The organism is Litorivivens lipolytica, assembly GCF_014191715.1.
GTDB lineage: Bacteria > Pseudomonadota > Gammaproteobacteria > Pseudomonadales > Spongiibacteraceae > Litorivivens > Litorivivens lipolytica.
In genome coordinates this window covers 182,286-195,827 of record NZ_JACHWY010000003.1, presented here as the reverse complement: position 1 = coordinate 195,827, position 13,542 = coordinate 182,286, and the positions used below count along the sequence as shown (strand labels likewise).

General features: G+C 55.7%; 15 protein-coding genes. 7 read left to right on the top strand and 8 right to left on the bottom strand.

Features of this window, described 5'->3' with window-relative positions:
• The 5 genes from hemW to FHR99_RS13080 all read right to left on the bottom strand — a co-directional run bounded on the left by hemW (window position 1) and on the right by FHR99_RS13080 (window position 5,031).
• Window positions 1-1,143 carry a radical SAM family heme chaperone HemW gene (gene hemW, locus FHR99_RS13100; protein WP_343067579.1) on the bottom strand — a complete coding sequence of 381 codons (1,143 nt, stop codon included), beginning with the start codon at window positions 1,141-1,143 and terminating at the stop codon, window positions 1-3.
• Window positions 1,140-2,603 carry a 4-hydroxy-3-polyprenylbenzoate decarboxylase gene (gene ubiD / locus FHR99_RS13095; RefSeq protein WP_183411157.1) on the bottom strand — a complete coding sequence of 488 codons (1,464 nt, stop codon included), beginning with the start codon at window positions 2,601-2,603 and terminating at the stop codon, window positions 1,140-1,142. The genes hemW and ubiD overlap by 4 nt, the downstream gene beginning before the upstream one ends.
• A 55-nt stretch (window positions 2,604-2,658) precedes the next feature.
• Window positions 2,659-3,927: a transcription termination factor Rho gene (gene rho, locus FHR99_RS13090; RefSeq protein ID WP_183411156.1), complete on the bottom strand. Its 1,269-nt coding sequence runs from the start codon at window positions 3,925-3,927 to the stop codon at window positions 2,659-2,661.
• A gap of 204 nt (window positions 3,928-4,131) precedes the next feature.
• Window positions 4,132-4,458 (bottom strand): thioredoxin TrxA, encoded by a 327-nt coding sequence (trxA, locus tag FHR99_RS13085; RefSeq protein ID WP_183411155.1) that lies wholly within the window; start codon window positions 4,456-4,458, stop codon window positions 4,132-4,134.
• Between the two features lie 213 nt (window positions 4,459-4,671).
• Window positions 4,672-5,031, bottom strand: coding sequence for a winged helix-turn-helix transcriptional regulator (locus FHR99_RS13080; RefSeq protein WP_183411154.1), 360 nt, complete (start codon window positions 5,029-5,031; stop codon window positions 4,672-4,674).
• A 121-nt stretch (window positions 5,032-5,152) separates the two neighbouring features.
• Here FHR99_RS13080 and FHR99_RS13075 point away from each other — a divergent pair, with 121 nt between their 5' ends.
• Genes FHR99_RS13075 through FHR99_RS13065 form a run of 3 tightly spaced genes read left to right on the top strand, consistent with a single transcriptional unit; the run spans window position 5,153 to window position 6,597 of the window.
• On the top strand, window positions 5,153-5,743 hold the full coding sequence (locus FHR99_RS13075) for an NAD(P)H-dependent oxidoreductase (RefSeq protein WP_183411153.1): 591 nt from the start codon (window positions 5,153-5,155) through the stop codon (window positions 5,741-5,743).
• A 12-nt stretch (window positions 5,744-5,755) separates the two neighbouring features.
• Window positions 5,756-6,139 carry a hypothetical protein gene (locus FHR99_RS13070; RefSeq protein ID WP_183411152.1) on the top strand — a complete coding sequence of 128 codons (384 nt, stop codon included), beginning with the start codon at window positions 5,756-5,758 and terminating at the stop codon, window positions 6,137-6,139.
• A 56-nt stretch (window positions 6,140-6,195) separates the two neighbouring features.
• A complete protein-coding gene (locus tag FHR99_RS13065) occupies window positions 6,196-6,597 on the top strand; it encodes a GFA family protein (protein ID WP_183411151.1) in 402 nt (133 codons plus the stop codon).
• A 12-nt stretch (window positions 6,598-6,609) separates the two neighbouring features.
• On the opposite strand, the gene FHR99_RS13060 is transcribed toward FHR99_RS13065, so the two are convergent.
• Both FHR99_RS13060 and FHR99_RS13055 read right to left on the bottom strand, forming a co-directional pair.
• Entirely contained in the window at window positions 6,610-7,413 is an 804-nt protein-coding gene (locus FHR99_RS13060) for an aldo/keto reductase (RefSeq protein WP_183411150.1), read from the bottom strand.
• A gap of 9 nt (window positions 7,414-7,422) precedes the next feature.
• Entirely contained in the window at window positions 7,423-8,613 is a 1,191-nt protein-coding gene (locus FHR99_RS13055; RefSeq protein ID WP_183411149.1) for an FAD-dependent oxidoreductase, read from the bottom strand.
• Window positions 8,614-8,654: 41 nt separating this feature from the next.
• On the opposite strand from FHR99_RS13055, the gene waaA reads away from it, so the two are divergent.
• On the top strand, window positions 8,655-9,974 hold the full coding sequence (waaA, locus tag FHR99_RS13050) for a lipid IV(A) 3-deoxy-D-manno-octulosonic acid transferase (RefSeq protein ID WP_246386929.1): 1,320 nt from the start codon (window positions 8,655-8,657) through the stop codon (window positions 9,972-9,974).
• Between the two features lie 56 nt (window positions 9,975-10,030).
• On the opposite strand, the gene FHR99_RS13045 is transcribed toward waaA, so the two are convergent.
• A complete protein-coding gene (locus tag FHR99_RS13045; RefSeq protein WP_183411148.1) occupies window positions 10,031-11,434 on the bottom strand; it encodes a TolC family outer membrane protein in 1,404 nt (467 codons plus the stop codon).
• A gap of 125 nt (window positions 11,435-11,559) precedes the next feature.
• Here FHR99_RS13045 and FHR99_RS13040 point away from each other — a divergent pair, with 125 nt between their 5' ends.
• The 3 genes from FHR99_RS13040 (at window position 11,560) to FHR99_RS13030 (ending at window position 13,541) form a co-directional block, all read left to right on the top strand.
• Entirely contained in the window at window positions 11,560-12,051 is a 492-nt protein-coding gene (locus FHR99_RS13040; protein WP_246386926.1) for a DUF1249 domain-containing protein, read from the top strand.
• Window positions 12,052-12,146: 95 nt separating this feature from the next.
• Window positions 12,147-12,959, top strand: a complete 813-nt coding sequence (cpdA, locus tag FHR99_RS13035; protein ID WP_183411147.1) for a 3',5'-cyclic-AMP phosphodiesterase — start codon at window positions 12,147-12,149, stop codon at window positions 12,957-12,959.
• Window positions 12,960-13,541 carry a YqiA/YcfP family alpha/beta fold hydrolase gene (locus FHR99_RS13030; RefSeq protein ID WP_183411146.1) on the top strand — a complete coding sequence of 194 codons (582 nt, stop codon included), beginning with the start codon at window positions 12,960-12,962 and terminating at the stop codon, window positions 13,539-13,541.
• Window position 13,542 lies beyond the last annotated feature (1 nt).

The window sequence follows — 13,542 nt, the reverse complement described above, 5'->3', positions numbered from 1 at the left end:
TCAGGGCAGGAAACGAGCGACCACATCGTCGAGGAATCGGCGGCCGGTTTCGGTGCAGCGGAATCGATCACCGTACTCTTCGAGCAAGCCCTCTTCATAGAGCGCATGCACCGTGCCGCTTATCGTGCTGAAAGGTAAACCGGTGCGGGCTTCGAAATGCTGTGGTGTAAAGCCCTCGTGCAGGCGCAGGGCATTCATCAGATATTCGAAGGGCAGATCTTCTGTGTTAACCGTATGCTGCTGGGCTGTGCGGGAGCCTGCGCGCTGCAGGTAGTGCTCTGGCAGGCGGGTTTTCTGATAGCGGAGAATGCTGCCGCCCATGGAAATCTTGCCGTGGGCGCCCGCGCCCAGTGCAAGGTAATCACCGAATCGCCAGTAATTCAGGTTATGGCGGCTTTCCTCGCCGGGTATTGCGTAGGCCGACACTTCATAGGCCTTGAGGCCTGCCTCGCTGATAGCTTCCAGACCGCACTGTTGGATATCGGCCAGCGTGTCTTCTACTGGCAGCAGTGGTGGCTGTTTATGGAAATGGGTGTTCGGCTCTATGGTCAGTTGATACCAGGAGAGATGGCTGGCGCCGACTTGGAGCGCGGTTTTAATATCACTGACTGCTTCGCGTGTGGTTTGGTCGGGCAGACCGTGCATAAGGTCGATATTAATGCGCTCGAATCCAGCCTCGCGAGCAGTGTGAACCGCCGCGACCGCATTGGCACTATTGTGAATGCGGCCAAGCTTTTCCAGTTGCCGGTTTTGAAAACTTTGCACGCCCAGGGATAGACGGTTGATGCCGGCCTCGCGGTAGCCAAGGAATCGCTCCTGCTCTACCGTGCCCGGATTTGCTTCAAGGGTGATTTCACAGTTCGCGCTGAAGTGAAGCTGCTGTCGCAGCAAGTCAAAGAGGCGCTGGTAGGCTTCGCCGGAAAACAGGCTCGGCGTGCCGCCACCGATAAACACCGATTCAATCGTGCGATCTTGTGCCAGATGAAGATCGGGTTGGAGGTCTTCGATCAGCGCGTCGACATACGCTGTCTCCGGCAGGGCTTGGGCCTTTTCGTGGGAATTAAAATCGCAATAGGGGCACTTGCGAACACACCAGGGCACATGGATGTAGAGCGAAAGTGGCGGTGGCGTGAGCGCACTCACAATCCCAGCTGTTGCCACAGTTCGTCGACGCGCTGCTTGGTGGCGTCGTCCATCGCGATGGTGCGCCCCCACTCGCGGGTGGTTTCGCCTTCCCATTTATTTGTGGCGTCAAAACCGATTTTGGAGCCCAGCCCGGAGACCGGTGAAGCGAAATCCAGATAGTCGATGGGGGTATTCTCGACCATGACTGTGTCGCGCGCCGGGTCCATCCGGGTTGTCATCGCCCAGATTACATCTTTCCAGTCTCGGGCATTCACATCGTCGTCGGTCACGATCACAAACTTGGTGTACATGAACTGCCGCAGGAAGGACCAGACGCCGAACATCACGCGCTTGGCGTGACCGGGATACTGCTTCTTCATGGTGACCACGGCCATGCGGTAGGAGCAGCCTTCGGGCGGCAAATAGAAGTCGACGATTTCCGGGAATTGCCGCTTGATGATCGGTACGAACACTTCGTTTAGAGCGAGGCCCAACACCGCTGGCTCATCCGGTGGTCGACCGGTATAGGTGCTGTGATAGATCGGGTTCGGTCGATGGGTGATATGGGTGACGGTAAATACCGGGAAGCGCTCGACTTCGTTGTAATAACCGGTGTGATCACCGAAGGGGCCTTCATCGGCCATTTCATCGGGAGCGATGTAGCCTTCCAGAATAATCTCGGCACTGGCAGGCACCTGCAGATCATTGCTGAGTGACCTTACAACCTCGGTCTTGCCGCCGCGCAAGAGGCCGGCAAACCCATATTCGCTGATGGTGTCCGGAACCGGTGTCACCGCGCCGAGAACGGTGGCTGGGTCAGCGCCCAGTGCGACCGAGACAGGATAATTCTCGCCCGGATGCTGTTGTTTGAATTCTTGAAAATCCAGCGCACCGCCGCGATGTGACAGCCAGCGCATGATCAGCTTATTGCGGCCGATCAGCTGCATTCGGTAAATGCCGAGGTTCTGACGTTCTTTATTGGGGCCGCGCGTAACGACCAGAGGCCAGGTTACCAAAGGGCCGGCGTCTTCCGGCCAGCAGGTTTGAATGGGAATCTTGTACAGGTCGACCGCGTCGCCTTCGATCACCACGTCCTGGCAGGGTGCGCTACGCAATTGTTTGGGTGCCATATTTAGCACCTGTTTGAAGATCGGCGCTTTGCTCCAGGCGTCGCGCAGACCTTTGGGCGGATCGGGCTGGCGCAGAAAGGCGAGCACTTCGCCAACTTCACTTAACGCGTCGATGGAGTGCTGCCCCATGCCCAGTGCCACCCGTTTTTCCGTGCCGAACAGATTGGTCAGCACCGGCATGTCATAGCCGACAGGGTTTTCAAACAGAAGGGCGGGGCCACCAGCGCGCAGAACGCGGTCGCTGATTTCCGTCATTTCCAGATTCGGATCGACGGACTGGGTGATGCGTTTCAGCTCACCGATGGATTCGAGATAGGCGATAAATTCTCTGAGGTCGCGGTATTTCATCGGTGCTTTCTGTATTTCCTGTGGGAGCGAGTGGGCTCGCTCCCACACGCCGTAATTACTTACGCTTCATCGAATCGAAAAACTCGTTGTTGGTTTTGGTGTCTTTCAACTTATCCAACAGGAATTCGATAGCTGGTGTATCTTCCATGCCGTGCAGCAGCTTGCGCAGAATCCACATGCGTTGCAGCTCGTCCTCACCGGTCAGCAGCTCTTCACGGCGAGTGCCTGAGCGACGGATGTTGATGGCCGGGTAGACGCGCTTCTCGGCGATCTTGCGATCAAGGTGCAGCTCCATGTTGCCGGTGCCCTTGAACTCTTCGTAGATAACCTCGTCCATTTTCGAGCCGGTATCAATCAGCGCGGTCGCGATGATGGACAAGCTGCCGCCTTCTTCAACGTTACGGGCGGCACCGAAGAATCGCTTCGGGCGCTCCAGAGCGTGAGCATCGACACCACCGGTCAGTACCTTGCCGGAGCTGGGTACGATGGTGTTGTAGGCGCGAGCCAGACGAGTAATGGAGTCCAGCAAAATCACGACGTCTTTTTTGTGCTCTACGAGACGCTTGGCCTTTTCGATGACCATCTCTGCAACTTGCACGTGACGCGAGGGCGGCTCGTCAAAGGTTGATGCAACTACTTCGGCACCTTTGATACCTACGGAGCGCTGCATCTCGGTCACTTCTTCCGGGCGCTCGTCGATCAACAGAACGATGACATAACACTCGGGGTTGTTGCGAATAATGGCGTTGGCCATATTCTGCAGCATCAGGGTTTTACCGGCTTTCGGTGGTGCAACCACCAAACCGCGCTGACCTTTACCGATCGGAGCGCAGAGATCGATGATGCGGCCGGTCAAATCTTCGGTTGAGCCATTACCTGCTTCCAGCACCAGTCGCTCGTTGGGGAACAGCGGCGTCAGGTTTTCAAACAGAACCTTGTTCTTGCTCTGCTCGGGTTTGGTGAAGTTAACGTCACTAACCTTGAGCAGGGCGAAGTAGCGTTCGCCTTCCTTGGGTGGGCGAATCTTGCCCGCGATAGTGTCACCGGTGCGCAAGTTAAAGCGGCGGATTTGGCTGGGAGACACATAAATGTCATCGGGGCCGGCCAGATAAGAGCAATCCGCGCTGCGCAGAAAACCAAAGCCATCCTGCAGGATTTCAAGTACGCCGTCGCCGTAAATGTCTTCGCCGCTTTTTGCGTGGCGCTTCAGGATGGAGAAAATAATGTCCTGTTTGCGGGAGCGGGCGACATTATCCAGGCCAATTTCATTGGCGATATCTAATAGTTCTTGGGTGGATTTGGTCTTTAAATCGGTAAGGTTCATAGTTTTTTTGGAGGTGACTAGTGAGAAAAGTTGGAGTACGTGCGAAGCACACAGAAGTGCGAGCGCGGGATTCGATGGTTAAGTAAAGAAGGATTACGGGAAGCGATGGAAACAATCTAGCACTTGGGTGCCGGAGCGTCCAGCCCTGTCTGCACTATAACCCCGCCTGCCGGGGATGGCAAGCGGGGACAGCAGATCAGGGAATTACAGGGCTGAATCAATAAATTCAGCGAGTTGGCTCTTGGAAATCGCGCCAACTTTGGTGGCTTCGGCATTGCCGTCCTTGAAGATCATCAGGGTGGGGATGCCGCGCACGCTGAACTTGGCCGGTGTGTCAGAGTTGGCGTCGACGTCAATCTTGCACACTTTTACCTTGCCAGCGTATTCCGTGGCGATTTCATCCAGAATGGGGGCGATCATTTTGCAGGGGCCGCACCACTCCGCCCAGAAGTCCACCAGCACGGGGAGGTCGGACGACAGGACTTCTGAATCAAAACTGCTGTCGGTGACGTGGGTAATGTTGTCACTCATAAGAGTTCTCCAAATGTTTCAAATGACGGTCTGAAATTACAGGGTGGCGATAATAGCATAGACCCTCTGAGCGTGCGAAAGACGCAAACGCTCTATGCTTACAACCTGTAGTCATCAGCGGTTGGGGCCACGATGCGCTGTTTACGCAGCCAGTGTCGAGCTTGGATCAATGCGTGCTAGTAGCTTTCTTTGCGTTGATGGCTGAGGTGGCGGTTAACGAATATCGTGTTGCTCGGACCAAACCCTTAGATCATCAAGAATCTTGAGCGCGCTGCGGCCAAACTCTGTCAGTTCATAGGTGACGGCTATGGGGCGATCATTAATGACGGTTCGCACGATCATGCCGCGGGCTTCGAGTTCTTTGAGGCGCTGATCAATCATTTTCTTACTGGCGCCGCCCAGCATGCGCGTTAGGTCATTAAAGCGAACCGGACCATCTTTCAGGTGGTAGATCAGTGAGCCGGTCCACTTCCCGCCGATGATGCGCATGCCGCGTTCAATCGCGCAGGGTTCCATGCAGGCATCAAAAACTTTTTTCCTGCCGTAATTGTCTGTTTCTACGCGGCTTTTCATTCTTTCGGACTCAATCCTATATAGGTTACTAAAAGTATACTAATTGAGAATGGTGACTTGAAAACCATAGTATACCGCCGACTGACATACAACCACTAGCAAAAGCAGGCGGAGGCCCTTAATGAGCAATATCCTGATTATTAACGCACACCATTACTATCCCTTCGCCGAGGGGAAACTCAACGGCACTTTGGTCCATATGGCGGATGAGCTGCTGAGGGCTAAAGGTCACAAGACGCGTATCGTCGAAGTGGACAAGGGCTGGGATGTTGAGCAAGAACTGGAAAATCACCAGTGGGCAGACATCGTTGTACTGCAAACTCCGGTCAATTGGATGGGAGTGCCCTGGAACTTTAAGAAGTATATGGATGAAGTTTATACCGCAGGCATGAGTGGCGCGCTGTGCAACGGTGACGGTCGCACGGAAGAAAAACCCAAGGCCAATTACGGCGGTGGCGGTACGCTGACGGGAAAGCAGTACATGCTCTCCTTAACGTTTAATGCACCAGAGGAGTCATTCAGCAATCCGGACGAGTATCTCTTCCGGGGTAAGAGTGTTGATGATTTGCTCTTTCCCATGCACATGAATTTCCGTTTCTTCGGTATGACGCTACTGGAAACCTTTGCCTGTTACGACGTGATGAAAAACCCTGAGGTAGAGAAAGACTTTCAGCGCTTCATTCAGCATCTCCAAGCGAACATCACGGGATAAAAGGAGTCAGCCATGTTGTTCAAGAATCTGCATCGGGTTCTCGCGTTTTTGGTATGTCTGGCTGTCAGCGCTAGCGTTATCGCAGGAGCCCGACAGCACCGCGCCGCCCATATTGCCTCGCCGGGGCAGTACACCGTGCTTCACGAAAACGAACACGTGTTAGTACTGAAGATGGTATTAAAGCCGGGCGAGTCAGATTCGATGCACAGGCATCACAATGAAACGGTCTACTTCCAGAGAGGCGGTAGTCTCAACATCACGCTGTCAAACGGGGAGGGGATGCGCGTAGATGTTCCTGATGGGCATGTGATGTGGCATGAAGCCTGGGCGCACCAAGTGAAAAATGTTGGTGGTAATGTGGTGGTAGCAATCATTGTCGAATCAAAGCCGAGCTAAAATGTTTGGCGAGCAAGGCTGGAGCGATCTGCTCCGGTTTCCGAGAGGAGAGGGCGATGAAAGAACAGTATCAGGTGCGCTGTGATTGCGGTGGAGTGGAAGTCGCCATGACGGGTTCACCCAAGGTTCATGCCTACTGTCATTGTGAAGATTGTCGAGAACTTCTTCAGGTGCCGTATCGCTCAGTGCTGGCTTGGGAGGTTGATCAGGTTGAAGTAACCCGGGGGCAGTCGAAGATAAAAGTCTTCAAGCATCCCGCTAAAAATATGACGCGCGTCTTTTGTCTGGAATGCGGTGAGGTGCTGTACAACACGAATGCGATGGGCTGGAAGTTGGTTTCACAACTTTTGTTTCTCAAAAGTAATGAGAACGAGCTTCCCGAGACCTTTCAGCCCAATGCGCACTTTTTCTATGATCGGCGAGTCGTCGAGATTGATGATTCACTTCCAAAGCGATGAGTGGAGCTAGTATCAGGTTTGGAGCAATGCCCGCTGACAAGCCTCCGCATTCTCGCGCAAGTGTTCGGGATTAATCGTGCCGACAATGGCGCTGGTGACTCCGGGATGCGATAGCGCGAAGTGCATCGCTGCTTGGGCAGGATCCTGCTCACTGATCAGGTGGCCGCTACCAAGCGCTTTTTTTAGGATGGCGGCCTTGCCGTGGCGTGCGCAGTAGTCCAGCACCGGCGATTCTTCCTGGTGCGCAGGGTTGTAGGCCACCATCACGGCATCACTCAGCTCGGCGGCGAGCAATCCGCCCGATACGGTTTTGGTGGACATGCCTATGGCGCGGATCAGGCCTTCCTGCTTGCATTGCTGCAGGGCTTCCAGTGCGCCTTCGTGCTGGATAATGTGCTCATCGCGACCATCGGAGTGAATCAGCACAATATCGATATAGTCGGTTTTCAGCCGGTCGAGGCTGCGCTCGATGCTCTGGCGGGTGTGGCGATGACTGAAATCAAAGTGTGAGTCGCCGCTGTCATTATTAAATTCTTCGCCGACCTTGGAGCAAATGACCCAGTCCTGTCGTTGGCCTTGCAGTAATTTGCCCAGGCGTTCCTCACTGCGCCCGTAGGCTGGTGCGGTATCAATCAAGTTAATGCCAAGGTCGCGGGCCAGTGCGATCAGATCGGCAGCGGCCTTGTCGTCGGGAATGGTGAAGTCCTTGGGGTATTTGACGCCTTTATCGCGCCCCAGTTTGACCGTGCCGAGCCCGAGCGGGCTGACCATCAGGTCGCTGCTGCCAAAGCGGCGGTGGCTTAGTGCGCTCTCCATATCCACTCCTTAAAACAGGGTTTCCCAGCAGGGGGTGGCGATCTCGGGTCGTGGCAACGACTGAAGTTCCGTCGGCGCCTGAATGCCGTTGTCAGTATTGATCGGTGCCAGTAGCTCGCCTACCTGATTGGCCATATCCGGGGTCAGGGTCAGTTTGGTGGGCCAGCACACCAGCAGGTTGTCGCAGGCGCGCTCGGCATAGGCCTTGTCCGGCTTGATCAATTGACTCTGCTTGGGTTCGGCTCTATCCACTACCAGGGTCGCCCATTCCGTGCGACCGAAATCGACCCAGGGGAATAGCTCAAACAGCTCTTTTCTGGCCTTGTCGATAAGAGCGTCGGAATTCATGCCGACACCTTCGGTGGCCAGATCACCGCCCAGATACCAGCAGCTTCGACCATCGCTGCAGCGGTGACTGGAAATGGTCAGCCGGGGCGAGGGGTTGGTGCCCATGCAATGCGCATATAAAGGTGAATGGAAATCGTGTTTCACCAAGACCTGCTGCAGCGGCCGGCGCTGCATGGCAGGTTGTTGTAACTCAACTTGGGCGAGCAGGGATTCGTTGCCGGCGCCAGCCGAGAAAATAAAATTATCGGCGCTGATGCTGAGGCCATTGTTCCAGCGCAGCGCGGCCACACGATTGCCTTCGCGTTGCAATTGCGCCTCCGACCAGTCGATCTTGAATATCCGATCACTGTGCCGCGCCGACAGGGTATGCAGCAGGGAGGGGACATCCAATACCAGATCGGCCAGTCGATACAGCGAGCCTTTGAATTTCGAGCTGTCGAAGGCCGGGGGGCGGTCATCAGCCTTGACGCTGTCGACCCGGCCGCGCAGCATTTTGCTGGCAAAGAAAGACGACAGTCGAGAGGTCAGCGAGCGGGTGGACCACAGATAGAAGTGGCGGCTCAGCACGTTGCAGGCGCTGATATCCACATCGCCCTTACCTTCCAGGCAGCGCGCCCAGTGCTCGGGCATGGCGGCAATGGCCTCGGATTCGCCGGTCAGTGCGCCGCCCAGCGCGTATTTGATGCCGCCGTGAATCATCCCCTGTGAGGCAATGGTTTGCGAACTGCCGAGATCATTCTGCTCGAACAGGATCGCATTGCGGCCCTCTGCTACCAGCCGGTTAAGCAGCCAGAGGCCGGCGACGCCACCGCCGATTATGATTGTATCCACGCGCAGGCGAGAGTCTGTCATAGGTTCTCCTTCAAGGGGCGCAGTATAGCAAAGAGCTTCACATGTTTCGGGCTGCTCGCTATGCTTGGCCGCACAATTCCCACCCGATTACTGTCATGCCGCTGTTCATCTATACCTGCCTGTTCTATCTGATTTCACCGCTGCTTTTGCTGCGGCTGCTGCAGCGTTCAGTGAAAGCACCGGAATACCGGCGTCGCATGGCTGAGCGCTTTGGCTTTTTTACCGCGCCACCAAAGCGGGGTGGCATCTGGGTGCATGCGGTGTCCGTGGGGGAAGTCATCGCCGCGGTGCCGATGATAAAAGTCCTGCAAGAGCGCTACCCGGAGCAGGCGATTACCGTCACCACCATGACCCCAACCGGTTCCGAGCGGGTGCAGGCCATGCTGGGTGACAGCGTGTTTCATGTGTACGCGCCCTACGATATGCCCGATGCCATTGGGCGCTTCTTACGCAGAACAGGGCCGCAAACGCTAGTGATCATGGAAACCGAAATCTGGCCCAATATGGTCTGCTGCGCGCGCCGGGCAGGGCTTGAGGTGGTGCTGGCCAATGCTCGGTTGTCAGAAAAGTCAGCGCGGGGTTACGCGCGTTTGCCGGCACTGACAAAGCGGGTTTTTTCGGCTATTTCCATGGTTGTCGCCCAGCATCGCAGTGATGCCGAGCGCTTCCGTTCGCTGGGGGTGCCCGACGCGCAGCTGAGTGTATCGGGCAGTGTGAAGTTTGATATTGATGTGCCGGAAAGCTTGCGCCAGCAGGCGCAGGATGAGCGCAGGAAGCTGGGTTTGGCTGGGCGCCCGGTCTGGTTGTGCGCGAGTACCCATGAGGGCGAGGAAACCCTGATTTTAAAGGCGTTTTCGCAGATCCGGGAACAGGTGCCAGAGGCGGCCCTGTTAATTGCACCGCGTCACCCGGAACGCTTTGATCAAGTTGCCGCCCTGATTGCGAGCGGAAACTGGTCAATGGTGCGTCGTAGTTCCGGTGATCATCCGGAAGGCGCAGACATCCTGCTGCTCGATACCATGGGTGAGTTAATGCTGCTATTCGGTTGCGCCGATGTGGCTACCGTGGGCGGCAGTCTGATTGAGCGCGGTGGTCACAACAGCCTTGAGCCGGCCGCCTGGGGTTTGCCGCTGGTCAATGGCCCCAGCGATTTCAACTTCGCGGCTATTTCAGAGCTGTTGCAGCAGGCCGGGGCGCTTTCCATAGTCGATACCGCTGAGGCCCTTGCTAGTGAGGTGGCTGAACTGTTGAAGAGCGAAGCACTGAGAGAACAACGGGGTGCCTTGGCGCGCCAGGTTGTGGCCGAGAATCGCGGAGCACTTGAGCGTCTGCTCGAACATATCGATCGCTTGCATCACTGATTTACGGGCATAAAAAACGCTGCCGTTGCAGCGTTTTTTAGTCGTTCGGCAGGGTTTTACAAATCCTGTTTTTTCGCCTTGTCAGCGATCAACCACTTATCCAGATTGTAGATATCCTGCGGGCTCAGGTTGCCGGCCTGCTGCTTCAGTTTCAGCATATTCAGCACGTAGTCGAAGCGCGCGTTGGCATAGTCGCGAATCGCGGCGTACAGCGAACGCTGGGATTGCAACACGTCTACGATATTGCGTGTGCCCACTTCATAGCCGGCCTTGGTGGCATCGAGTGCGCTTTGCGCCGAAACAATATTTTGTTTGCGCGCCTTGATACGCTGCACATCGGTGCCAACGGTCAGGTGAAGTGAGCGAGTCTGTTGTACTACGCGACGCTGGGTGCCAATGCGGTTTTGCTCAGCCGCGAGATATTGATTGTAAGCCTGGCGTCGAGAGGCGCTAACACCACCACCGGAGAACAGGGGTACGGAAAGCTGAACCTGAATCGTTTCGGTATTGGCGTGTTCGTCAACAATGTCTGAAGCCAGAGGGTTGCTGGTCTTTGATGTGCCTTCAGTGTCATCGGTTGAATAGCTGTAACTGCCGCTCAGTGTGGGCAGGTGTTCTGCTTTTTTCGAGCGTGCGTTTTGGTAGGACGATTGGGTCGCATATCGCGCTGCTGTCAGCAGATGATTGTTGGCAATAGCGAATTCGACCCACTCCGCGCGATCCGCTGGTACCGGCTGTGTTACAGGAAATTCTTCCGACAGGCGGTTCAGCGAGGAATGGCCCTGATTGGTCAGTACCGACAGGGCTTCGAATGCTGTGCCGAGTTGGGCCTCAAAGCTCAGGCGTTGTGCGACGGTGTTGTCAAAAACCGCGCGTGCTTCATGAACGTCGGTAATGGCGATCAGGCCGACGTCAAAGCGTTGCTGAGTTTGTTCCAGTTGGCGCTTGGCCGCACGTTCTTCTGCACGCGCCGCTTCAAGGTTTTCATTGGCGCGTAGTGCATTGAAATAGGCCTCGGCGGTGCGGATGATCAGATCCTGCTGGTCAGCAGCAAACTGGGCGCGGGCTTGTTTGCTGGTGGCCTTGCCGGCGCGAAAGCTGAACCAGGCTGAAAGGTCGAACAGGGGTTGCGACAGGGTGACGCTGTGGGTCAATGTGTCGGTGTCGCGTTCGCTGGGGACTTTACCGTATTGGGGGGGTTGAAAGTTTGTGATGCCAAAACTCTCGCCTTCAAACTCTGTGTCGCGGTAGGTGCTGGTCGCGCCAATCTGTGGCAGCAAAGCCGAGCGCGATAGTTTTTCGGTTTCGAGATTGGCCCGATACGTCGCCTCCGCAGCCTTCAGGGTGGCATCGTTTTTCAGTGCCAGTTCGTATATCTGGCTCAGGCTCTCACCGAAACCCAGAGAACTGCTCAGACTGAAAAGCCCGGCCAGCGCCAGAGGCAGTGCGCGTTGTTTCATGCGGAATTCCATCCCATCTACACCCGAAATTGGCAGCGAGTTTAGCAAATTGGCCCCAAAACCCCCATCCGAATTCACATTAATTAAGTATTTTTAAGTCTGGCGGCAGCAGGTATGATGAGGCGTTGGCAGGCAATTTCGCTTGGCGCAAACAGCAGGAAATCGCGGTAGAACACGTGGCAAAATCCGTCTATAACGTCGATCTTTCGGCGCACCTGGCTGAGTGTGAACTCAACTTTGTGCGCTTGTGCAGATTGCTTCCGCGCATGGAGGCGGGTGACGAGCGCGTGTTTGGTATTGGTGAGGGTTTGCAGGTGCGCATCGATGTTAGCGAGCGTACGCCCTACACCAGCCTGCTTAAGATCTGTCAGGAGCACCGCGCACTGGCTGATTTGAATAACGAAATGACCGTGCGGGTCTATCACGACGCCGGAGTGGCCGAAGTGGCCAGTTTTGCCGGCTGTTATCGGGTGTTGGGTAAGAACGAATACCCCAATCGACGGATGCACCAGCGCGACGAGAAGCAGCAGTGGAACCGCTTTCTCGGCGAGTGGTTGCAGCACTGTCTGGCGCAGGGCCATAGCTTGGGCGATCCCGCCGCGTTGCTGACGCTTTAGTGTCTTGCCGGTTTTACTCTGGTAAAAATGCGACCTGGTAGCTGGCAGCCTTCCCTCGAGTATGTCTCAATCGCGATAATACAGCGATTCTCGCAATGCAATTGTCAGAAGCAGGACTGAACGGGCCGATGGAGCCAATCCGGATACTTCAACTCAGCGATACTCATCTCGGGCAAAATCCGGGATATGAGCTTCTGGGCATGGATACTGACCATAGCCTGGGGCAGGTATTGCGCCTGGCAGAAACCCTGTCGGAACCGGATATCTTTCTGTTCAGCGGTGATATTTCGAACAACGCCTATGCCGAGGCCTACGAGCGCCTGTACGCCATGATGAATGGTCGCAGCAATGTGGTCTGGCTGCCGGGCAATCATGACAGCATTGAGGCCATGACAGCGGTCTGTGGTGGGCGCTGGTATCGCCCTCGCATTGAGCTGGGTGACTGGCAGCTGGTTTCACTGGATTCCTCTGTGGCCCATACCCCGCGCGGCACTCTGGCTCAGACAGAGCTGGATTTTCTGCGTCAGCAGCTGGATCAACACCCGGATAAATACACCCTTGTTGCGCTCCATCACCATGTGCTGCCGGTGGGTTGCGAGTGGCTCGACGAGCAATTGCTGAGCAATCAGTCCGAGTTCCTTGAATTGGTATCGGCCTACTCTCAGGTGAAGGCGGTCACGTGTGGCCACGTGCATCAGGCACGGGACGTGGAATATCAGGGCACGCGCTTTTTGAGTACGCCCTCTACCTGCATTCAGTTCGCCCAGCACAGCGCGGATTTTCTGGTCAGCAGTGAGGCGCCGGGGCTTCGTTGGCTGGAACTGCATCCTGATGGCCGCATCGACACCGGAATCCATCGCGTTGCCGATGTGCGCTTCAATGTAGATCTGGCCGCTAAGGGTTATTGATTGTCTTCGGCCATTCTCTACATTCACGGTTTTATTTCTTCTCCCCAATCCATAAAAGCCCAGCAGAGCAAGGCCTACGCCGAAGCGCTCGGTATCGACTGTGTCATACCCGATCTGCCCAATACGCCGGGTGCGACCTTCAAGCGGGTCGAGGCTGTGTTGCAGGACATGCTGGGCCAGTACCAGCGCGTGGGTTTAATCGGCAGTTCACTGGGTGGTTTTTTCTCGACCGTGCTGGCAGAAAAATATGCGTTGCCGGCGGTGCTGGTGAATCCGGCGGTGCGCCCCTACCATTTGATTGCTCACTACATAGGGGATAATTTCAATCCCTACACGGAAGAGCACTTTCAGATCACCCCTGCGCACACGCGGGAACTGGAACAGCTGGAGCCTGCCAGCGTCACGCCGGAGCGCTATTGGGTGTTGCTGCAAAGCGGTGATGAAACCCTCGACTACCGGGACGCGCAAAGCTACTACAGTGCGTGTAGAATGACCGTCGAAGAGGGCGGGGATCATTCTTTTACGACCTTTGAATCCTATCTGCCCGAGATCGTCACGTTTCTGCAATTGACGGAAAAATAAC